General features: G+C 57.0%; 24 protein-coding genes and 1 tRNA gene. 20 read left to right on the top strand and 5 right to left on the bottom strand.

The window, feature by feature from the left end; translation table 11 throughout:
- Nucleotides 1-71 precede the first annotated feature (71 nt).
- The 15 genes from BFN67_RS14395 (at nt 72) to BFN67_RS14325 (ending at nt 10809) form a co-directional block, all read left to right on the top strand.
- Nucleotides 72-1466, top strand: a complete 1395-nt coding sequence (locus tag BFN67_RS14395) for a tyrosine-type recombinase/integrase (protein WP_245295268.1) — start codon at nt 72-74, stop codon at nt 1464-1466.
- Nucleotides 1467-1613: 147 nt separating this feature from the next.
- Nucleotides 1614-2843 carry a phage portal protein gene (locus tag BFN67_RS14390; RefSeq protein WP_280951333.1) on the top strand — a complete coding sequence of 410 codons (1230 nt, stop codon included), beginning with the start codon at nt 1614-1616 and terminating at the stop codon, nt 2841-2843.
- Complete coding sequence (locus BFN67_RS14385) at nt 2840-3061, top strand: hypothetical protein (protein WP_139789185.1); 222 nt, start codon at nt 2840-2842, stop codon at nt 3059-3061. The genes BFN67_RS14390 and BFN67_RS14385 overlap by 4 nt, the downstream gene beginning before the upstream one ends.
- Nucleotides 3058-3399: a gene transfer agent family protein gene (locus BFN67_RS14380; RefSeq protein ID WP_080920257.1), complete on the top strand. Its 342-nt coding sequence runs from the start codon at nt 3058-3060 to the stop codon at nt 3397-3399. Before BFN67_RS14385 ends, BFN67_RS14380 begins: the two co-directional genes overlap by 4 nt.
- On the top strand, nt 3396-4955 hold the full coding sequence (locus BFN67_RS14375; protein ID WP_080920256.1) for a phage major capsid protein: 1560 nt from the start codon (nt 3396-3398) through the stop codon (nt 4953-4955). The genes BFN67_RS14380 and BFN67_RS14375 overlap by 4 nt, the downstream gene beginning before the upstream one ends.
- 5 nt (nt 4956-4960) lie before the next feature.
- Nucleotides 4961-5581: a phage tail assembly chaperone gene (locus BFN67_RS14370; RefSeq protein WP_080920255.1), complete on the top strand. Its 621-nt coding sequence runs from the start codon at nt 4961-4963 to the stop codon at nt 5579-5581.
- The gene (locus BFN67_RS14365; RefSeq protein ID WP_080920254.1) at nt 5578-5931 is read left to right on the top strand and encodes an HNH endonuclease signature motif containing protein; all 354 of its coding nucleotides are present in this window, start codon (nt 5578-5580) and stop codon (nt 5929-5931) included. Before BFN67_RS14370 ends, BFN67_RS14365 begins: the two co-directional genes overlap by 4 nt.
- Nucleotides 5928-6698, top strand: coding sequence for a hypothetical protein (locus tag BFN67_RS14360; RefSeq protein WP_080920253.1), 771 nt, complete (start codon nt 5928-5930; stop codon nt 6696-6698). The genes BFN67_RS14365 and BFN67_RS14360 overlap by 4 nt, the downstream gene beginning before the upstream one ends.
- Nucleotides 6695-7012, top strand: a complete 318-nt coding sequence (locus tag BFN67_RS14355) for a head-tail connector protein (protein ID WP_080920252.1) — start codon at nt 6695-6697, stop codon at nt 7010-7012. Before BFN67_RS14360 ends, BFN67_RS14355 begins: the two co-directional genes overlap by 4 nt.
- The gene (locus BFN67_RS14350) at nt 7005-7427 is read left to right on the top strand and encodes an HK97-gp10 family putative phage morphogenesis protein (protein ID WP_080920251.1); all 423 of its coding nucleotides are present in this window, start codon (nt 7005-7007) and stop codon (nt 7425-7427) included. The genes BFN67_RS14355 and BFN67_RS14350 overlap by 8 nt, the downstream gene beginning before the upstream one ends.
- Entirely contained in the window at nt 7424-7843 is a 420-nt protein-coding gene (locus BFN67_RS14345; RefSeq protein ID WP_080920250.1) for a DUF3168 domain-containing protein, read from the top strand. The genes BFN67_RS14350 and BFN67_RS14345 overlap by 4 nt, the downstream gene beginning before the upstream one ends.
- A complete protein-coding gene (locus BFN67_RS14340) occupies nt 7843-8157 on the top strand; it encodes a phage head closure protein (RefSeq protein ID WP_080920249.1) in 315 nt (104 codons plus the stop codon). The genes BFN67_RS14345 and BFN67_RS14340 overlap by 1 nt, the downstream gene beginning before the upstream one ends.
- Complete coding sequence (locus tag BFN67_RS14335; protein WP_080920248.1) at nt 8154-8792, top strand: hypothetical protein; 639 nt, start codon at nt 8154-8156, stop codon at nt 8790-8792. Before BFN67_RS14340 ends, BFN67_RS14335 begins: the two co-directional genes overlap by 4 nt.
- Nucleotides 8789-9193, top strand: a complete 405-nt coding sequence (locus tag BFN67_RS14330; protein ID WP_080920247.1) for a phage terminase small subunit P27 family — start codon at nt 8789-8791, stop codon at nt 9191-9193. The genes BFN67_RS14335 and BFN67_RS14330 overlap by 4 nt, the downstream gene beginning before the upstream one ends.
- A complete protein-coding gene (locus BFN67_RS14325) occupies nt 9193-10809 on the top strand; it encodes a terminase large subunit (protein WP_080920246.1) in 1617 nt (538 codons plus the stop codon). Before BFN67_RS14330 ends, BFN67_RS14325 begins: the two co-directional genes overlap by 1 nt.
- Nucleotides 10810-10814: 5 nt before the next feature.
- Here BFN67_RS14325 and BFN67_RS24360 read toward each other — a convergent pair whose 3' ends face one another.
- On the bottom strand, nt 10815-10988 hold the full coding sequence (locus BFN67_RS24360; RefSeq protein WP_158083517.1) for a hypothetical protein: 174 nt from the start codon (nt 10986-10988) through the stop codon (nt 10815-10817).
- Nucleotides 10989-11069: 81 nt separating this feature from the next.
- Between BFN67_RS24360 and BFN67_RS14320 the strand changes: the two genes are divergently transcribed.
- From BFN67_RS14320 to BFN67_RS14300, 5 genes are all read left to right on the top strand, one after another.
- Nucleotides 11070-13511, top strand: coding sequence for a hypothetical protein (locus tag BFN67_RS14320; protein WP_139789183.1), 2442 nt, complete (start codon nt 11070-11072; stop codon nt 13509-13511).
- A gap of 1085 nt (nt 13512-14596) precedes the next feature.
- A complete protein-coding gene (locus tag BFN67_RS14315; RefSeq protein ID WP_139789182.1) occupies nt 14597-14935 on the top strand; it encodes a hypothetical protein in 339 nt (112 codons plus the stop codon).
- Nucleotides 14936-14994: 59 nt separating this feature from the next.
- Complete coding sequence (locus BFN67_RS14310; RefSeq protein WP_080920243.1) at nt 14995-15498, top strand: hypothetical protein; 504 nt, start codon at nt 14995-14997, stop codon at nt 15496-15498.
- A 90-nt stretch (nt 15499-15588) separates the two neighbouring features.
- Nucleotides 15589-16419, top strand: a complete 831-nt coding sequence (locus tag BFN67_RS24040; RefSeq protein WP_139789181.1) for a hypothetical protein — start codon at nt 15589-15591, stop codon at nt 16417-16419.
- Nucleotides 16419-16619, top strand: a complete 201-nt coding sequence (locus tag BFN67_RS14300; RefSeq protein WP_080920241.1) for a hypothetical protein — start codon at nt 16419-16421, stop codon at nt 16617-16619. Before BFN67_RS24040 ends, BFN67_RS14300 begins: the two co-directional genes overlap by 1 nt.
- Nucleotides 16620-17231: 612 nt before the next feature.
- Here BFN67_RS14300 and BFN67_RS14290 read toward each other — a convergent pair.
- From BFN67_RS14290 to BFN67_RS14275, 4 genes are all read right to left on the bottom strand, one after another.
- Nucleotides 17232-17423: a Flp family type IVb pilin gene (locus tag BFN67_RS14290; RefSeq protein ID WP_080920239.1), complete on the bottom strand. Its 192-nt coding sequence runs from the start codon at nt 17421-17423 to the stop codon at nt 17232-17234.
- Nucleotides 17424-17717: 294 nt separating this feature from the next.
- Nucleotides 17718-17792 (bottom strand) — tRNA-Gln (locus tag BFN67_RS14285).
- Between the two features lie 147 nt (nt 17793-17939).
- Nucleotides 17940-18287: a VOC family protein gene (locus BFN67_RS14280; protein WP_080920238.1), complete on the bottom strand. Its 348-nt coding sequence runs from the start codon at nt 18285-18287 to the stop codon at nt 17940-17942.
- Between the two features lie 50 nt (nt 18288-18337).
- Nucleotides 18338-19435, bottom strand: coding sequence for an IS1595 family transposase (locus BFN67_RS14275; protein ID WP_080919639.1), 1098 nt, complete (start codon nt 19433-19435; stop codon nt 18338-18340).
- Nucleotides 19436-19519: the final 84 nt, after the last annotated feature.

The following is a 19519-nucleotide window of genomic DNA, read 5'->3' as shown; positions in this document are numbered from 1 at the left end:
AGCGCCGGCCGCTCACCAATGCGCAGATGGCAGCGAGGGTCTATAAATCCGAAACCGCCCTCGACGCTGAATTGCGCAAGCAGGATCACCGTTACGCCATCGCGGAAATCGATGCTGATGAGGCCCGGCGCTTCCGCGATGGCTTCGCCGGCCGGCTATCCAACGATGAACTCGCCGAACTTGTTGGCGACCGTATAGAGCGCTTCAGGACGGTAGGGCATCACGACTACGCCCCGAACAGCCCGGAATGGCGGGCGCTCGCACAAGACCTATGTGCAGCCCGCTATGAAGCCATGGCACGGGAAGCAGAACGAGCCGAAGGTGATTTCAACGGGAAGCCGTCACACCCGACGATTGCCAGCGCCACGCCCGAACCTGAAAAGGCACCGAAGGGCGAAACGATCATCGATCTTTACGACCGCTATGCGCGTGAGAATGCCAAGGGCATTAGCGCCGACACGCTGACACAGGCCCGGCGCGACGTGAAGCTATTCGCCGACACCATCGGCAACATACCGCCGGGAAAGATTACCGGCCGGCATGTCGGCGAGTGGAAAGACCTGCTTATGCAATACCCGGTGAAGGCAGCGGAGATAGCGGCTTTCCGTGGCATGACCATGCGCCAGACCATTAAGAAAAACGAGACGGTGAAGAAACCGACGATTAGCGACCGCACTGTCAACCGATACCTTTCGGCCGTTGGCGCGTTTTGTGATTGGCTTGTGCTTCGCGGATATCTTGAGCGGAACCCTGTTACCGGCTTGCATCAATCCATCGATAAGACCAAGCGCAGCACGGTTCCTTTCACGACCGATCAGCTAAACACGCTGTTCGCCTCGCCGCTGTTCACCGGATGCCAGAATGATGACGATTGGCATAAGCCCGGCAATCACATGATCCGCGATCATCGTTTCTGGATTCCGCTTGTCATGCTGTTTTCTGGTGCGAGGCCCGGCGAGATTGCACAGCTTGCCGTTTCCGATGTTCGACAAGAGCACGGTATTTGGATCATGCACATTACGGAGGAAGGCGACGGCGACAAGAGCGTGAAAACCAAAGGCTCTATGCGCGTCGTGCCTATCCATCCTGAATTGGTTCGGCTCGGCTTCTTGAAGTATCACGCGGCTATAAAGGAAGCTGGCGAGACTCGCTTTTTCCCGAACGCGACCAGAAACAAGCGCGGGCAAATGGTGGCGGATTTCTCCCGCGACTTTGGCCGCTACCTGACAAGGATCAAGATCAAGAGCGGGCGCGGTGTATCGCTTTACAGCTTCCGCCATGGTGCTGCCGACGCATTGCGCAGGGCAGGGCACTTAGATGAACAGTTCGGGTTTATCCTTGGCCATACAAGTCACACAATGACCGGCCGTTATGGTGTTCTGCCTCAAGGCATGTTGCAACAGCGCGTCGATTTGGTGAACTCAATCGCCTATCCCGGCCTTAAAATAGATCATCTTGCAGATTGAGCGGTTTAGGTGAAGTTTTACTTGTCGTATTGTTCACGATGACGAAACGATTACTGATATTTATTCAATAAAATTGAAAGATAAGTGTTGACGCGAAGAATCGCCTCATGAGACAATTTTCCTATTCGAGTAATCGAGTAGGGTGTTTTGAGCATATTCCGTTCTGTAAAAGCGTTGATTGGTGGCGTTGTCGAAAAGAAATCGGCATCGCTCACCGATCCTGCAATTCTCGAAATCTTTGGTTCGGTTCCAACCGCTTCCGGCGTTTCTGTCACAGCAAGCAACGCGCTTCGAGTCCCGGCCGTTCTGCAGGCCGTGCGCCTTATTTCCGAAACTGTCGGCTCGCTCCCCTGCAAACTCTATTCAGATTCAGACGGCGACAAGGAAGCCGCGAAGACGCACCCCGGCTATAAACTTGTTCATGATCGTGCGAACGAATGGACCAGCGCCGGGCACCTTCGCGCCGAACTCACCGCCGACGCCCTTTTGCACGGTGCTGGTTATGCGGTTGTAGATCGTGCCAGCGACGGCCGGCCGATCTTCCTTCGCCGACTGCCACCCGGCACCGTTCAACGGCAGTTCGAGGATAGCGGCGAGCCGTTCTATTTGGTGACGGACAAGAACCGCAAACAGGTTCGATTGTCCTTCCGCGATGTTCTTTACCTGCCCGCCTTCGGTGGCGTCTCGCCTGTCACGCTCGGCAAGGAAGCCATCGGCCTAGCCTTGATCCTTGAGCGCCACGGCTCGCAGTTCTTCGGTTCGGGCGCTCGGCCTTCTGGCATCGTCTGGAACGAAAAGCCGGTGATTGCCGACAATGACCACGGCGCAACGGTTACTGGCAGAATTTTGAAATCGTTCCGGCGCTGGAAGGAAAGCGCCAACGGTGATCCCCTGATTTTGGATGGCGGCTGGAAGTTTGACCAGCCGGCCATGACCAGCACCGACGCACAGTTTCTTGAAAACCGGCTGGAACAGGTGCGCGAGATCGCTCGCGTCTTCGGCGTTCCGCCACACATGCTGTTCGAACTGTCGCGCGCCACATGGTCGAACGCCGAACAGATGGGCGCGACGTTCCTGCAATTGTGCCTTCGCCCTTGGCTCGACCGCTGGCAGGACGCTTATACAACCTGCCTGCTTACCGAAGACGAACAGGAAACGCTCTATCCCGAATTCGTCATTGACGACCTTCAGCGCGCCGATGCAGCGGGCAGGGCGGAAATCTTCGGCAAGCTTGTCGCCATGCGCGCCATGACACCGAACGAGGTTCGCGCCGCTATGAACCTGCCGGCGATGCCGGGCGGTGACGAACTATCAAATCCATACATCACCACGACCACGACCGGGCCGGCGACGGCACCGAAGAAAGATACGCCATGAACGAAAGAATCTTGCGCGCCGTCGCTGGCGAACTCGCCGGTTATGAAAACGCCTACCAGCACGGCCATGTTTCCGAACAGGCAAGCGCCGGCTTGAAGCTGCTTCGGGCCGTGTCAAAGAATGTCCTGGCACCCGCTTTCCATACCTCTAACAACGCCCCGCAGCGTGAAATCGCCCGCCGTATCCTCGCCGCTATCGAGGGGAGCGCGGGCAAATGAGCCTTACCGGTCACACCGCTTTCTTCGGCGACGGCGAGAAGATTTTCGACCTTACGCCCGAAATCATTATCGAACTCGACCGCAAGACCGGCATCGGCTTTGGCGCGTTCTATCAGCGGTTCATGGCCGGGCAATTCCATTTCATCGACATCATAGAGGTTTTGCGGCTCGGCTTGATCGGTGGCGGCATGGCACCGGCCGAAGCACTGGCGCTTGTCGATGCCTACGCCAAGCCCCGGCCGATCCTCGAAACCTTCCCGCTTGCCCTCGACATTTTGGAAGCGAAGTGGAGCGGGCGCGTCGAACCAGACACCACGAATGAGGACTCGCCCGCATGAGCGACCGGCTCGAAATCAAAGCAGCCTTTGACGTCGATGATACCGGCGAGATTTCCGGCATCGCATGGCCCTTCGGTTCCCCTGATCGTGTCGGTGACGTGATCGAAAAAGGTGCGATCACCGCACCGGCAACGCTGCCGATCCTGTTCGCGCACGATCAATCTCAAGTTGTCGGCGTGTGGGACCAGATCGCGGAAACGACCGAAGGTTTGACCGTCAAAGGCCGGCTTCTGGTTGATGATTTAGAGCGCGCCCGCGAAGTGCGCGCCATGATCCGCAGTAAGGCCGCGACCGGCCTTTCAATCGGCTTTGTCACCAAGAGCGCCACGCCACGCCGGAACGGCCGAACCATTACGGCGCTCGACCTTCACGAAATTTCAGTTGTCGCGGTTCCGTGCCATCCGGCCGCGCAAATCACTTCGATTAAGGCCGCCGATGGCACGGCAACCCACATGAAAGGTAATTCCATGGAAGACGAACTTAAAAACAAGCCGGAGGTTAAGGCCGATCCGGTGATTGAGAAAAAGGAATTCGACGCCCTCAAGGCTCGGATGGACAAGATCGAGGCGAAGGCCAATTCGCCGATTGCCGCCAACAATAACCATCCGAACGGCGACAACGACAACGGCGAGCGCAAAGCGTTCATCGAATTTGCCCGCAAGGGTATCGAGCGCATGGACCAGAAGGCAGCGGCAACCCTGACTGTCGCGACGGATGCGAGCGCCGGCTATCTCGCACCTGAAGTCTTTGGCGCTGAAATCCTCAAGAAGATCGTCGAATTCTCGCCCGTGCGCTCTTACGCCCGCGTCATGTCGATCGGCTCGGCGGAAATCAAGCTTCCCCGCAAGCTCACCGGCACGGCCGCGACATGGGTAGGTGAAACCGACGACCGCACCCAGTCCGATATGACGTTTGAACAGGCGACGTTTACGCCCTTCGAACTGGCGACCTTTGTGGACGTGTCGAATCAGCTTCTGGAAGATAACGCCTACAATCTGGAAGGCGAGCTTGCCGCCGATCTTGGCGAAGCATTCGGCAAGACCGAAGCGACCGCTTTCGTTTCCGGCGACGGCACCGGCAAGCCAAAGGGTCTTTTGACCGCAACCGGCATCACCGAAGTTAAGACCGGCAACGCTGCCACGCTCGGCACCGATCCGGCCGCGACCATTATCGGCATGTTCCATTCTGTCCCGTCCATCGTGGCACAGAATGGCGTTTGGCTGATGAACCGCAAGACGCTCGGCACCCTTCGCACCCTGAAGGATGGCACCGGCCGGTTTATCATGCTCGACCCGATCACGGCCGGCGCACCTGTCACGCTGCTTGGCCGGCCGATTGTCGAAATGGTCGATATGCCAGACGTGGCAGCGAATGCCTATCCGATCCTGTTCGGCGACCTGTCGGGCTACCGGATTATTGATCGTGTCGGCCTGTCGGTGCTTCGCGACCCGTATTCACAGGCTACGAAGGGCACCGTGCGCTTCCATGCCCGTAAGCGTGTTGGTGGCGACGTTTCGAACCCCGACCGCTTCCTGAAGCTCAAGGTTGCGGCCTAATCGTCATGACCTTGCGGCTCGCACATGACCAGATCATCATTGCGCACGGTAGTCTCACCGTGCGCATGATCCCGACTTTGCGAGCCGCATACCGTCTTCAGCGCAAGCATGGTCTTACCCGGCTCATGCAGGGGTTAGACGAAGGTCGGCTTGAGATTATCCGTAATATTGCCGACGAATGCGGTGATCCGATCACCGCCGACAAGATCATTGACCGGAAGTTTGCAGGCGGCTTCGGCCGTGCGCTGGCATCCATCCAGCAGCCTTTCGCCGATTTTCTCGCTGCCTGTTATGGCGTCGATGATGATCCGAACACCCCGCATCATTCAGAAACCCGCGAACAAGCTGGCCTTGGTTTCGACCTTACCAAAGCCCTCGAAGACTTTTTCGAGATCGGCACCGGCTGGTTAGGCTGGACCCCGGCCGATACGTGGGCCGCAACACCGGCCGAAATTCTCGCCGCCCAGCGTGGCCTTATGGCGCGGCTTAAAGCCATTCACGGCAACGCCGAAGATAACACCGACCATACAGCCCGCCCTTACGATCCGCGCGAGGAAGTTTCACCCGAAGAGGTGCGCGCCGGCCTTGCCAAGCTGAAGGCCGAAGCGGGTAGGGGCAAGCAATGAAACCGCCCCGCCTTTGTGCTTGCGGCTTCACTGTTCCGCACGGCCTGCTTTGTGCCTGCCAGAAAAAGGCAGAACGCGAGCGTAAGGCCCGCCACGACAAGAACCGCCCTTCAGCCCGCGAACGTGGTTATGACCATCATTGGGAACGTGAGCGCGCCCTGTTCCTGGCCCTTTATCCATACTGCCGGAAGTGCGGAAATCCCGCTGATACCGTCGATCATATCTTCCCGCACCGTGGCGACCGCGCCTTGTTCTGGAACCGCTCGAATTGGCAACCCCTTTGCACACCCTGTCATTCCCGCGTCAAGCAACGCCAAGAGCGCGCCATGCTCAAGAGGCAGCGCCCATGACGCCCGCCGAACGCGCCCGCCTTATCGACAAGCAGGAATTCGAGGCCGAATGCAAAGCCGTTCGCAGCCGTGCACTTCAGTATACACAACAGCGCCAGCAACAGGAACGCGAGCGCGTCCAAGCGATAGAGCTAACGGCAGATAATATCATTCATCACAACATGCCGGCCGAACAGAAAGAAAAACGGCGAAACGCGGGGCGCAAAGCCAAACAGCACACCGTCAACGGTGTTAGCCGAACCCTTCAAGGCTGGGCCGATCATCTCGGCATCACCTATCAGACGCTTCACACTCGGCTGAAGACCCGCACACTCGCCGAAGTCGTTGCTATGCCTGCCGGCCGCTGCATGAACCGACACACCGTCAATGGTGAAACGAGAACGATTCATGAATGGGCCGATTATCTCGGCATCACCTATCACGCACTTATTAAACGGATGCAGACCCGCACCCTTGCTGAAGCTATCGCCATGAATGATGGCCATAAAATGCGCCCCGGCAACTCTGGTAGGCAACCCCAGTTACATATGGTGAACGGGGAAGCCAAGACCCTTGAGGAATGGGCCGATCATATCGGTATTTCCTACAACGGCCTTGTTACGCGCCTGAAGACCCGGACCCTCGCTGAAGCCGTCGCCATGCCGCCTGATCCTCGCTGCCAGCGCACACGGGGGGTGTCTTCCAATTTAGAGGGGTTCGAGGGGACCGGCGCGGGGAGCACTTTACAAGAGATTCCCGATATAACTTTGCAGGATAAGCCCGCATGAACATCACCACCCTTCCGCTCGCCAAAGCTCATATGAACATCGACGGCACCGCCGACGATGAGCTTATTGAGCTTTATCTTGATGCCGCTGAATCTTGGCTTGGCGCTTACATCGGTAAAGACCTCGCCACCATCGAACCGTTTCCGGCTGACCTCAAGCTTGCTGTCCTGAAGCTGGCAGCGTTCCACTATGAGGCCCGCGAGGCGGTGGCCTTCGGTGTGGCGATGAACGTCGCACCCTACAGCGTGATTTCCATCGCTGATTCATACCGTGAACGCTGGTTCGGCGAGGACGAGGTTCCGGCCGATGGCTGATAACGGGCTTGCAAACACGCTGGCAGCAATCGAGCGGGCGCGGAAAGCACCGCGCGAGATCATCATGCCGGCGCTGATTAAATCCGCTGAAGAACTGGCAGCGGCACAGAAGGCGCTTGCCGAAACTTCCCGCGATACCGGCGCATTGATCGATAGCATCACCGTGACGTTGCCCGGCCAATCGACACCGCCTTATTCAATGGAAGGCGGTTTGCGCATGGCTAACCCTACGGAGGCCATCGTCACGGCCGGCAACAGCGATGTGCGTTATGCGCACCTTGTCGAATACGGAACCAAAGAAGCCGAAGCGCAGCCGTATTTCTGGCCCGCATATCGCCTGCTTAAAAACCGCATCAAGAACCGCATCAAGCGGGCTGCAAAGAAGGCCGTGAAAGAGGGGTTCAACGGCCGATGATTGAACCGACAATCGCCCTTCAAACAGCCATCCGCACGGCGCTGGTTTCCTCGCCGGCCGTTACCGCCCTTGTGCCTGCCGATCATATCCGGGCAGGATCATCGCGCCCGGATAAGCTGCCGGCGATTATGATGGCCGGCGCGCAGACGCAATTTCTCGGCAACGCTGCTGGCTCGCAATACACCGCCCGTGTGTTTCTCGACCTGCATATTTGGGCGATTGAAGACGGCGCGGATACCGCCAAGGCCATCGGCTTCGCGGTTTCCAATGTGCTGAAGGAAGCGCCCGACGCTGCCGGCTTCAGCTTCGATGAATTCAGCTTGCCGGCCGTGCGGTGGATGCGCGACCCCGACCCCGATCTTGCATACACGCACGGCGTTCTCACCGTCGAATGCGTCATGCGGTGGAGCTTGTAATGCGCGCGGGCAAGCTTGATCGCACCATATCGATAGAACGGCTCACCGAAACGGTGACGCCATCCGGCAGCGTAGTCACCGCCTGGACGAATCTAGCCACGGTGCGGGCAGAGATCGTGACGCAATCGGCATCCGAATTCTTGACCGGCTTCGGCGAGGCGGAAGCGGGCACCATCGTTTTCAGGATTCGATACCTCGCCGGCATCACGACCGCCGACCGCGTGAGCTACACCGGGCAGGCGTATGACCTGAAGGAAGTCACGGAAATTGGCCGGCGACGTGGCCTTGAGCTTCGCGCGGTGGCAACGACATGAAGCCCGTTGCGATCTTCCTTTATGAGCTTTCCGGGCAGTCTGCCGAACCGTTCGCGGTGGCCGGATGGGATTGCTATTGCATCGACATTGCGCACCCGGCCGACCGGAGCGACGGCAATGTGCATTTCATCCGTGCCGATGCCCGACACTGGAAACCGACAAAGGACATGGTGCAGCGCTGCCGGTTTTTCGCGGCATTCCCGCCTTGCGATCACTTGGCCGTTTCCGGTTCCCGCTGGTTTGTCGGCAAGGGTTTGCACAAGCTTTCTGAATCCGTGGAATTGTTCGCCATCGCGGCCGAATGGGCGGAATTCTTCGAAGTCCCGCATCTGATCGAGAATCCAGTTTCGACCATCTCGACCTATTGGCGGAAGCCGGATCACACGTTCAATCCGTCCGACTATTCGCAGCTTGCACCGTCCGAACACTACACGAAGAAAACATGCCTCTGGACGGGCGGCGGTTTCATCATGCCCGCCGTTGCACCATTACCAGGCGCGCCCCAGGTAAACGTGATCCGCGATATGGCCGGCAAGGGCAAGAATCGAGCGAACGCCCGGAGCGTGACGCCTGTCGGATTCATGCGTGCGGCTTTCAATGCGAATTTCGCCCAGGCTCAAAGGGCGGCAGCATGACGCGTGGTGTTAAGCCCTCGACCATCGTTGCCGGTTCCTCGCCCGTCCAGAAGGTTCCGGCAGCACCGGCCTACCTATCGAAAGAGGCGAAAGCCGAATGGCGGAAGGTCGCGCCGATCCTTGTAAAAGAGCGCAAGGTGCTGACTGAAGCTGATCTTCCGACGCTGGCGACCTATTGCGCCCATGTCGGCATGGTCCAGCAAGCGGAGCGGGCAATCAACCGCCTTGGCCTGATCATGGAAGATGGCAAGCGCAACCCGGCCTATGGCGTGTTGAAAGAATCCTCACTGTTGCTGGTGCGGTGCGCGTCGGTGCTTGGCCTGACACCTTCAGACCGTTCCCGCGCTTCCGTCATGGAAGCTGCCGACAATGACGACGACAACCCGCTTTCGGTGGTGTGATGGCAAGCACCTATCCGGCGTGGGTATTCGACAACAGCCCGATTGACGACCCGCTCGGCTTCGGTGAACGGGCGGTTCAATTCCTTCGCCGCCTGAAGCACCCTGCCAGCACCGCGCCGAAATCCGCTTTCCAGCTTTATGACTGGCAAGAGCGCATTGTGCGCCGGATATACGGCCCGCGCCACAATGACGGCCGGCGCGTGGTGGAAACTGTTTTCTGGATGATCCCGCGCGGGAACCGCAAGACCAGTTTGGCGGCGGCTCTTGCGCTCTTGCACACCATCGGCCCGGAGAAGGTTCCGGCCGGGCAGGTGATCTTTGCAGCTTCCGACCGCGAACAGGCCGGCCTTGGCTTCAAGGAAGCCGCGAACATCGTGCGGATGGACAAGCGCCTTGTCGCTGCCACGCGCATTTACGATGCTCACAACAGTGCAAAGAAGATTGTTTTCAAGGCGCAAGGCGTCGAACTTCAGGCCATTTCCAGCGATGGCGCTGCACAGCACGGCAAAACCCCGGCTTTCGTTCTGGTTGATGAGATTCATGTTTGGAAGGGCCGCGACCTTTGGGAAGCGCTGAAGTCCGGCATGGTGAAGACCAGTGGCACCCTTATGGTGATCGCCACCACGGCCGGACGCGGTTCCGAAAACATCGGGTTCGAACAGTATGACTATGCCCGGCGCGTGGCGTCCGGCGAGATCGTGAACCCGGCCTATCTGCCGATCATCTTTGAAGCGGCCAACGACAACGATTGGCAGGACGAAGCCCTTTGGCATCGCGTCAATCCCGGCCTGAAGGACGGCTTCCCGAACCTCGACGCGCTGCGCACGGCGGCGAAAGAAGCGGAACACCGCCCGGCCGACCGCGCCGCCTTCAAGCAGTTCAACCTCAATATCTGGCAGGCGCATTCCCGCGACCCGCTTTTCGACATGGCGACCTATGACGCCGGCAAGATCCCGCTTGACCTTGCCGACATGGAAGAACTGCCGTGCTTTATCGGCGTTGATATGTCGGTGAATGGCGATCTAACCGCCGTTGTCGCTGCATGGCGGCGACCAGATGACACCATCGCCATATACCCTTGGTTCTTTGTTCCCGGCGATGACCTGAAGGGCCGGGCCGAACGCGACGGCGTGCCTTATGAGGAATGGGCCGCCGATGGCCTTATCACCGTCATTGACGGCCCGGTGATCGAACCGATCGAGGTTGAAAGCCATATTCGCGAGCTTTGCGCCCGCTTTGACGTGCGCGAGATCGCCTTTGATCCGCACCTTGCCCGCATGACCATGCAACGCCTTTTCGATGATGGATTGCCGGCCATCGAATTCAGGCAAGGCCCGCTTACCATGGGACCGGCCATTGGTGTGCTTGAGCGCGTCGTGAACGGCAAGGCCTTACGCCACAACGGGCACCCCGTCCTTCGGCATCACTTTGATTCTGTTGTGGCATCGCGCAACGACACCGGCCTTGTGCGCATGCACAAGGGCAAAAAGACCGACCGTATTGACGGCGCTGTCGCTGCCGTCATGGCGGTGTCGCGCGCCGCCGCCAACGACAACCGCAAATCCATCTTCGAAAGCGACGAATACGACGAGCTTTTCGCCGAAGCCGTAGCATAGGAATCTCACGAATGGATGACACCCAGCGCCTTGTTGTCTCGCTTGAGGCCCGGCTTGATAAATACGAAAAGGACATGGCCCGCGCCGGCCGTGCCACCAATGACAATTATAAGCGCATAGAACGGCGCACCAAGCAGTTCGCCGACAACACCGAGAAGGTGACGGGCAGGGCCGCGCAATCGCTCGCCAAGAACTTCGAATCCATGTTCAGCCCGTTCTTGCGCGGTGGCGTTATGTTCGCTGGCGTGGCAGGCGCTGCAATGGCCGTGAAAGAGATTGCCAGTTCCATCGCTGAAGTGGACAGGGAAGCCCGCAAAGCCGGCGTGAACGCGAAGACATGGCAGCAATGGCAGTATGTCGCGACCGCGACGGGCGCGAGCGTCGATGGCATCACCGACGCTTTAAAGGAATTGAATATTCGTGGCGATGAGTTTGCCAAGACCGGCAAGGGCAGCGGTGCGGAATGGTTCGGCCGGCTCGGCTACAGCGCGGAGGAAGTGGGCCGGAAGCTTCAGGACCCGAACCGCTTGCTTGATGAGCTTATCGGCAAGATTCAGCACCTTGACCAAGCATCACAGACGCGCGCCATTGATGAGCTTTTCGGCGGCACGGGCGCGGAACAGCTTGCAAAAGTCCTTGGCCTGTCGGTCGAACAGATTCAGAAATTGCGCAGCGAGGCCGCGACGTTCACCGATGAGCAGATTGCAGCCGCCAAAAAGATTGATGCCGATTGGGATAAGCTTTGGCGCAATGTCACGGTTTACGCCAAGCAGGCCGCTATAGAGAGCGTCAGCTACGCGCAGCAGATCGCCGAAGCCATTCGGCGGATGAATCCGAATTACGGAAAAGCCGATCCTTACGCCGGCATGCAGAAGCCGGAAAGCCTTGATCTTGTCATGGCCCGCGACCGTCTCGCCGACCTCAATAAGAGCCGGGCGGGCATCTTGAAAGAGATTTCCGACCTCGAAAACGGGCCGGCATTCGCCACGAAAGATTTGGAAATCCGCGAACTGAAGGGTTCGCTTGCTGCCCTTGAGGAACAGATTTCATCGACCGGCGAGGAAATCATCAGCCTTGGTGGTGGCAGCGACCAGCTAAAGCAGGGCTTGAAAGAGCTTTCAGCCATCACACAACGGGCCGGTGGTAGCTTCGATAGCACCGCCACAATGGCCGGCAACTTCAAAACCGCCCTTGAGGAATTGAAAAAGCTGGCACCCGATTTGAAAGGCGAGCTTGACCAGCTTTCGAAGTTGGACGCCATTGACGCTGCTTTCCGCAAGGTGGCGGGTAGTGCGCAGACAATGGGCGAGGTGCTTCGCGCCGCCGACATTGCGAACCGTGCCAAATCCATTGCCCGGTTCGGTGCGCACGACAATATTCTTGATTTGATCGGCGCTGCCGAAGGCACCGACAAGGGCAGGGGATACAACGAAACGCTCGGCTATGGCGCGTTCACTGGCGGCGCGGTGAACCTCACCAGTATGAGCTTGAACGAAGTCCTGGCCCTTCAGAAGCGCATGCTCGCCGATCCGAAGAACACCTACAATTCTTCGGCTGTCGGGCGCTACCAGATCGTAGCCCGCACCCTCAAAGACGCCATGAAGGATTTGAACCTTACCGGCGACCGCCTGTTTGATGAGAAGACGCAAGACGAAATCGCCCGCTATCTGTTGCGCCGCCGTGGCAATGATCCGGCCGGCCTTCGCAATGAATGGGAAGGGCTTCGCAATGTCGATGATGGCACGATCCGCGACGCTTACAACGGCACCCCGATTGCAGCGCAAAAGCTGGCGCCGACCGACGCGCAACAAAAGCAGACGGCTTTGCTCAATCAACAGACGGAAGCCCGCAAACGGCTGAATCAGGCGATAGACGATGGCTTGAACCGTGCCCAGTTCGAGCAGCGCATTTCTGGTATGTCGGCGCAGCAACAGCGGATTGAGCTTGAGCTTTACGACCGCGTTGCGCAGGCGAAGCGCGACGGCGTTCAGCTTTCCGATGCTGATATTCAGCGCATGCGCCAAAAGATCACGCTCACCGACCAGCTTGACGCGCAGACCAAACAGGCCGCGACCTCGCAACAGCAGCTTGAACAGGCCGGGCAGTTCTTCGGGCAGCAATTTACAGGTGCGCTTTCCGGCCTTCTGACTGGCACCACGTCGCTTAACGACGCCGTGCGAAGCTTAATCAATTCGCTGATCGACGCGACCTTGCAAGCCGCTTTGCTCGGCAAAGGCCCATTGGCCGGCCTGTTCGGTGGCGGTAGTGGGTTGTTCGGCGCGATCTTCGGTTTCAGCGAAGGCGGCTACACCGGGCAGGGCGGGAAGTATCAGCCGGCCGGCGTTGTGCATCGTGGCGAATTCGTCATGAGCAAGGAAGCGACTAGCCGGCTCGGCGTTCGCAACCTCGACCAGCTACACGAAGCGGCCAAGCGCGGATATGCTGCCGGCGGCTATGTCAGCGGTGGCAGCGCCCCGCACCATGCCATGCGCGAAATTCACGGCAGCAACGATAACGCCCGCGCTTCTGTCATCAGCATTAGCGCACCGATCACGGTGGAAGGCAGCGCCGGCACACCCGCCCAAAATCAGGATTTGGCGAAGCGCATGCAAAAGCAGCTAGATCAGACAATGCGCGGTGTCATCAATGATGAGATTAGAAAGCAAATGCGGCCCGGTGGCGCTATAAGGAAAAGCTTATAGCCAGAAAAGGCCATAGAAGACCGTGGAGAGTCATTTGCCCTTGGCCGGTGTTCTCTATCAGAAAAGCTTAGAACGCTCGCTGGTGGCCGTTTACTGCCGATATTGGCAAGGCTAGTAAACAATAGAGCGAATTTGTTCTAATTATCTCTTGAAATCCCCGCTCACAATGCCGATAATATTGGCGACACAAGGGGCTGGCCACCCGACCGTTAATCGGGTGGCCTTAAATACTGGCCCAGAAATATACGGCGATACCCGGAATCTAGACGGGCGCTATGAGATAGCCAGATCGTAGGGAAGATCGGAATGGATCGCTCCCCGGCGGAGAACGTCGGACGCCCCATTTTGGTTATCGCCCATGTGTCACCCGATGCATAAATGGATGCCATAAAAAGACGGCGCTATGTGAAAAGCTCACAGGATGAGCAACCACAACGCCGGCCATGTGGCGATTGGAGTTAAGTCGCGCATGGTGCGGAAGGGCTTCGCGCCCTTCTAACCGCATTAGCCGAAAGGCTAGGAATCGGAGTTATGGCTAGGGCAATGGATGCCTCCTAGCCGGTCTAACAAACCTATTCTCTTCAACACTTCGACGCAGGACGTCGAATTTTCCCCCTTGTTCTAAAGGTCTTTCTTTTGATCGTTAGAACAAGGGGGAAAGTCATCTCCGCAGGGGATTATGTATTAAAAAGATAATTATGATTATTAGAAAAGATTCTTCCGGCTAGAAGATAGAAAAAGCCGGGCGCGTAAGCGCCCGCACGAGCGAAGCGAGTGGGAGGGCCGAAGGCCCGAGTAATTGGTGACGAAAATAATTACAAGAAATTCCTGCAAGCGATGAATTTATTGCTATAATAGTATGAGGAAGGTAATTCCTCCCTTCCTTTCATCTCTTATGATGTGTTGTGTAAGCCGCCCATAAATGGGCGGCTTTTTTCTTATAGAGAACGAAATAACGATTTCGCTAAAACAAGAATACATCTCAATCATTACTGATTGAGACTTGAAATTAATTTGAAAACATACTTGAAACGACGAATCGTTTGATTCATGTTTGGCGGGTAACACAACCTATGAGGCCAAACATGAGCACGATCTATCTCACTGACACTTGCTACGACACGACCGTTTCCCGGCTGACGGCCATTCTCAATACCGGCAAGCCGACCGACCATCACCCGGAGCGCCCGGTTAGCCCGACCCTGCAATTCAATCTGGCTTCGGCCCTTTGGTGCGCGAAGATCGAAGGCGGGCGCGTCCTTGATCCTGCCTTCACCAAGCGCCGGCAGGGAATGAGCCTGATAGTGGGGCTGGCGGAAATGGACCGTGATCCCCACACCGGCCTTTACGAGCGCGATCAAATCCAGTGGACCTTGTGGGATGCTGGCGTGTTCCCGGCGAGGGCAATGGTGGAGGCAGCTTGATTGGCTATTGACATTTAACAGTTAAATGTTATATCTATGGCTCAATATGGAATTGAGACATGGCAAAGACACCCGCAGAATATCAGCGTGCATATCGGGAACGGAAAGCGGAAGCGGCAAAGCTGGCCGGTGATCCGACCGATAAGATCGCCCGGCAAAAGTTCAGCGAATATATCGCGGACAATTTGGACTCGTTTCAGAGCGAGGTTCATTATTTGCTCGAATGGGCGGGCATCAAGCCGGACGCTCTGCCGACATTCGAAACCGATAATGATCCTGAATACGACGCCGAATCGGATGGCCCCTATCGCGGCTCAATCGGCCGCGCGGAGCGCATGGCGGCGTTGCTCATAGATGCGGGTTCAAACCTTGCCAATTTTGTCAACCGCTACAAACGAAAGGAGATCACCGACCGGATACGCGAAATCGAGAACACCGACTTTCACGATCATTTCGTGAAATCGGAGGCGTTCAAGGAACATGCGCGCCTTCAAAAGATGCTGGACCAGTTAGATAAACAGGTTCGGCGACCCTTCCCGCAATGGAAGGTGACGGGCGAATAGCCCGAAATGACAATGCCCACCGGACGGCTGCAACCGCCCGGCAGGCTTTTGAAATAACCCCGTCAATGCTCAATCAAAGGAGATATCTCAATGAGCAATAATAGCACTGTGCCGGCCGCGCTGGCAAATTCGTCCAATTCATATTCATACACGTTTCGCGGTATACTCGCCCGCGATGCCGATCTTACCGGCCTTGCCCCTGATCTTCACGAGTATGTCGCGGATGGCAGAATGGGCATGGTGTTCGATCATCCTCTTTATCGTGACATTGCTTTCGAAGCTACATTAGCGCGGCCAGAATTGACGTTCCCAGATGGCACTATTTGGCCGGCAGGGCCTGCTCACATACACGCTACCATTCGAGAGAAAACCGCATTTGCCGAGCAGGCATGGAATAATCGCCGATGGGGGGAATACGTTTTTACCCATCACCGACCCTATCGAGTGAACGCTTTATTGCGTATCATTCGGGCCGCTGGAATCTCGAAACTATGGTCACTTGTTGGTGACGTGTGGCGTGATTCTGAAGGCCCTTTGGACTCATTTGATGAATGGGCCGAAATTTGGTCACACGCTTACGCACCAAATGGGGGATTTCGGAAAGGGCTTCGAGGCATAATGAGCGCGGCGGACCGGCGCGCCTATGATGCCTTGCCGGAAGTCCTGACTATTTATCGCGGCTGCGAATCTGAAGACCATATAGGCGGTTATTCGTGGTCCCTTGATCGCGACCGCGCGGAATGGTTCGCTCGGCGATTTGGTGTTGATGGGGTGATAGGTAAACTCGAAATCCAGAAGTTAGATGCCTTGGCCTGTTTCGGCGAGCGCAACGAGGCCGAAATCGTCGTGGATGCGGTGTATCTAGACGACGATGCAATCGAAATAGAATCGGTGATGCCGAAAACGCGAGAGGCCGCATAATGACGTTGCCTAAAGAAATTCCGATTCCGTTCCGGTGGCCGCTTGAAGATTATAAAACTGGCAAGATCGGCGGTGATGAACTCCGGCGCGGGATTGCCGATGCGATCAAGGCCGAACCATCGTTGCAGGCGTTCAAAGACGAATATCTAGCTTGGACGGATTATGCCGAAGATGGCGGCGAGTTTCTAAGCGCCTATTAATTGGCCCCGCCGATCTACCAAAGCCCGCCGCTAACCCCGGCGGGCTTTTACTATTGCGCGTTCATCGCTTGACCAGCATCAACTCAAGCGAACCTATTGAACGATAAGAGCGGCCTCATACCCGCCAACCACAGGCTTTTGGGATATCCCTTTCGGGAGACACCGGAAAGTCAGATCGTGGTGCCCAATATCGTCGCCTACGAAATCTTTCCGAACATCGGATTTAGACTGCATCGCAACCATTTCCCGCCCCTTTCCGGCGCAGTAGGTGGCAGCTTCTTGCAACCCAGACTTTTTTGCTCCGATAACGCCGCCAATCTCGTCAGAAGTGACCACGGAATAAGTGTTTGGCCCTAGCTGCATGACCCCGGACGTTTGAACGCAGGCGGTTAGTGCAAGAGCTGGAATAGCTACGGCGACGAGATGGCGAACAGGCATGAAATCCTCAATGGTTTAGGTTAAGTCATGTTGACGACCTTCGGCATTAAATCAAGCCGAAGCGCAATAGTTATGAGGTGGCGAAGGCAGGGGAATGAATGGCGGCAAAAAAAGAGGGGCCGCCCGAAAGCAGCCCCCAGTTGTCACCCCTGGGCAGGGGCATTCAAATCTTTACTAACAAGCAGTGTTGGTGCTGGTAGGATCACCAAGACAAGTGCCGAGATCGGTGAACTTCGTGCCAAGTGCGCTGCCAAGCGCAGTTGCACCGGTGATAATGGCAACTGCGATCAGCGTCGCGATCAGGCCATATTCAATAGCCGTCGCGCCGGATTCATCTTTGAAAAAACGATTGAGAAGGTTGTTCATGTTCCAAGCCCCTATGTGTCAATACCAACGGTCTCTTTTCGAACCGTGGCTCAACCTAACAACGGGCAATTTCAGACCTCTTAAAATCCTTGGTGAATAAACCGTATCTCAGCGAATGCTTAATAAGCAGTGAAACAGGCGCACGAAATTGGAACAAGTCGATGCCCGGCGACAAGCGGCATGACTACACCCGGTTTTCCACAAATTAGGGCACCTAAACGACTGACCTAGAATGCCCTACACCAGAAAATTGATTTTCGTGTAAGCCGTTGTTTTTCTTATGTTTTTAAGGCATGGCTGGGGCGCCAGGATTCGAACCTGGGAATGACGGTACCAAAAACCGTTGCCTTACCGCTTGGCGACGCCCCAACGGATCGACGGCGAGTCGATTACAGGGCGGCCTTATAGACTACGATTTCCGTCTCTGGAAGCCGTTCCGGCTGATCAATCGTCACGGCTTTCCACATATTTTCGATTGATGCCGCCGGATGCCGTCAGGTTGTAATTCGGCTGGCCCTATTTCTCGCTCCACACGGCCAGCACATTTCCGGCCGGATCAGCAAAGTGGAAGCGCCGTCCGCCCGGAAAGCTGAAGATCGGCCGCACGACGGCGCCGCCTGCGCGTTCTACCGCCTGAAGACATTCTTCCAGTTCCGGCGCGTAAAGCACCGGCAGGGGCTTTTGCGGCGCCTCGCCGCCATCGGCTTGGAAACCACCGTCGAGGCCTTCGCTGAAAGCCGAATAGGTCGGGCCATAATCGGTGAAGGACCAGGCGAATGCCTCGCTATAGAACGCCTTGACGCTATCCAGTGTAGCACCCGTCGCCGGCAGTTCGAGATAATCGAGTTTTCCAGTCTGTTTCATGGCGATCTCTAATGTTCACTCTATGTTCTAGTTCGATTGCTCCGCCTTTATCAACCAAAGACAGCTACGGCTGATTTGATGATAATTCCGCCATCCGGGCTTCGGCGCATTTGACGTCCCGTTGCGGCGCGAAAGACGCTCGCTAACTGCAGTGCCGGCGGCACGCGTGACCAAAGTGTCCGGATGGTTTGGCGGCCACGCCGCGTTTTGCGGACCGCATTGCCGATGACGATGCGCTGCGACCAGCGGAAGCCGATCTCATGGAAATACAGGTCGGCATGCTGCGGGCTGATATGATGAAAGACGCCGACGATAGTACGGCGGACACGAGAATTGAACCCTTCAACCGAATTGACGTGGACAGCGTCACGGACGTATTCACCGTCGGAATGCTTCACGGTCTCATGCTTGGCAAAGCTCTGGCCAATAGCGAGGAATGCCTTCCACTCGTCGCTCATCAAATGAGATCCCAAGTCGATCTGCGCCTCAATGACGCGTTCGCTTGCTCGCACCGAGAGGCCGGTAACGACCGCAGCACGCGCGTCACCGGCAAGCGTGCCCGGCGTGATGTCACTCGATCGCTGCACCATTGCCATCACCGGTGTTTTCTGCGTGTTCGCCTGACCTTTCCGGCCTCTTCCCGAAGGCTGGTCATCGGGATGCTTTCTGGGTCTTCCGCCAAGATGAAAATGATCAATCTCCACCGTACCGTCGAGCATATGCTCCCGCGCCACCATGAGACGCAGCGCATGTCCCATCCGCCAGGCCGTTGGCTGACTCACTCCGAGAGCTTCGGCCAAGCGCACCGAGGACATGCCCTTGTCCGATTGCAGCATCAACCACATGGCCTTCAGCCAGACCCGTAGAGGAAGCTTCGTGGAGTGCAGAGGCGTGTGCGTTGTCACTGTGAATTGGAACCGGCAGTCGCCGCTCGAGCACTGATACAGCCCCGGTCGGGCGCGCCGCTTACCCACATCCCGGCCGGCGATCGCGATCGAGCGCTTGTAACCGCAGGCGGGACAAATCCTGCCATCCGGCCACACCATGCTTTCCAGCAGCCGACGACAATGATCTTCACTACGGAACGCCAAAATCATGTCTTCGACGGTCCGAATGTTAGATAGCGCCGCAAGCATCGTTTCAGGCATTTTCATCTCCTTCAGACCAGCCGGAAGAATCGCATGAAAAGTGCGGGATCACAACGATATTGCTGTCTTTGGTTGATAAAGGCG

The organism is Manganibacter manganicus (genome assembly GCF_002075885.1).
In the GTDB taxonomy this organism is placed as follows: domain Bacteria; phylum Pseudomonadota; class Alphaproteobacteria; order Rhizobiales; family Rhizobiaceae; genus Mesorhizobium; species Mesorhizobium manganicum.
Note: the sequence above shows the minus strand (reverse complement) of the source record. Positions and strands in the feature narration are given on the sequence as shown.

Bases quoted from the DNA above. Each gene is read 5' to 3' on its own strand.
- BFN67_RS14385 (WP_139789185.1), top strand. From the start codon at position 2,840: ATGAACGAAAGAATCTTGCGCGCCGTCGCTGGCGAACTCGCCGGTTAT.
- BFN67_RS14380 (WP_080920257.1), top strand. From the start codon at position 3,058: ATGAGCCTTACCGGTCACACCGCTTTCTTCGGCGACGGCGAGAAGATT.
- BFN67_RS14375 (WP_080920256.1), top strand. From the start codon at position 3,396: ATGAGCGACCGGCTCGAAATCAAAGCAGCCTTTGACGTCGATGATACC.
- BFN67_RS14370 (WP_080920255.1), top strand. From the start codon at position 4,961: ATGACCTTGCGGCTCGCACATGACCAGATCATCATTGCGCACGGTAGT.
- BFN67_RS14365 (WP_080920254.1), top strand. From the start codon at position 5,578: ATGAAACCGCCCCGCCTTTGTGCTTGCGGCTTCACTGTTCCGCACGGC.
- BFN67_RS14360 (WP_080920253.1), top strand. From the start codon at position 5,928: ATGACGCCCGCCGAACGCGCCCGCCTTATCGACAAGCAGGAATTCGAG.
- BFN67_RS14355 (WP_080920252.1), top strand. From the start codon at position 6,695: ATGAACATCACCACCCTTCCGCTCGCCAAAGCTCATATGAACATCGAC.
- BFN67_RS14350 (WP_080920251.1), top strand. From the start codon at position 7,005: ATGGCTGATAACGGGCTTGCAAACACGCTGGCAGCAATCGAGCGGGCG.
- BFN67_RS14345 (WP_080920250.1), top strand. From the start codon at position 7,424: ATGATTGAACCGACAATCGCCCTTCAAACAGCCATCCGCACGGCGCTG.
- BFN67_RS14340 (WP_080920249.1), top strand. From the start codon at position 7,843: ATGCGCGCGGGCAAGCTTGATCGCACCATATCGATAGAACGGCTCACC.
- BFN67_RS14335 (WP_080920248.1), top strand. From the start codon at position 8,154: ATGAAGCCCGTTGCGATCTTCCTTTATGAGCTTTCCGGGCAGTCTGCC.
- BFN67_RS14330 (WP_080920247.1), top strand. From the start codon at position 8,789: ATGACGCGTGGTGTTAAGCCCTCGACCATCGTTGCCGGTTCCTCGCCC.
- BFN67_RS14325 (WP_080920246.1), top strand. From the start codon at position 9,193: ATGGCAAGCACCTATCCGGCGTGGGTATTCGACAACAGCCCGATTGAC.
- BFN67_RS14320 (WP_139789183.1), top strand. From the start codon at position 11,070: ATGGCCGTGAAAGAGATTGCCAGTTCCATCGCTGAAGTGGACAGGGAA.
- BFN67_RS14315 (WP_139789182.1), top strand. From the start codon at position 14,597: ATGAGCACGATCTATCTCACTGACACTTGCTACGACACGACCGTTTCC.
- BFN67_RS14310 (WP_080920243.1), top strand. From the start codon at position 14,995: ATGGCAAAGACACCCGCAGAATATCAGCGTGCATATCGGGAACGGAAA.
- BFN67_RS24040 (WP_139789181.1), top strand. From the start codon at position 15,589: ATGAGCAATAATAGCACTGTGCCGGCCGCGCTGGCAAATTCGTCCAAT.
- BFN67_RS14300 (WP_080920241.1), top strand. From the start codon at position 16,419: ATGACGTTGCCTAAAGAAATTCCGATTCCGTTCCGGTGGCCGCTTGAA.
- BFN67_RS14290 (WP_080920239.1), bottom strand. From the start codon at position 17,423: ATGAACAACCTTCTCAATCGTTTTTTCAAAGATGAATCCGGCGCGACG.
- BFN67_RS14280 (WP_080920238.1), bottom strand. From the start codon at position 18,287: ATGAAACAGACTGGAAAACTCGATTATCTCGAACTGCCGGCGACGGGT.
- BFN67_RS14275 (WP_080919639.1), bottom strand. From the start codon at position 19,435: ATGCCTGAAACGATGCTTGCGGCGCTATCTAACATTCGGACCGTCGAA.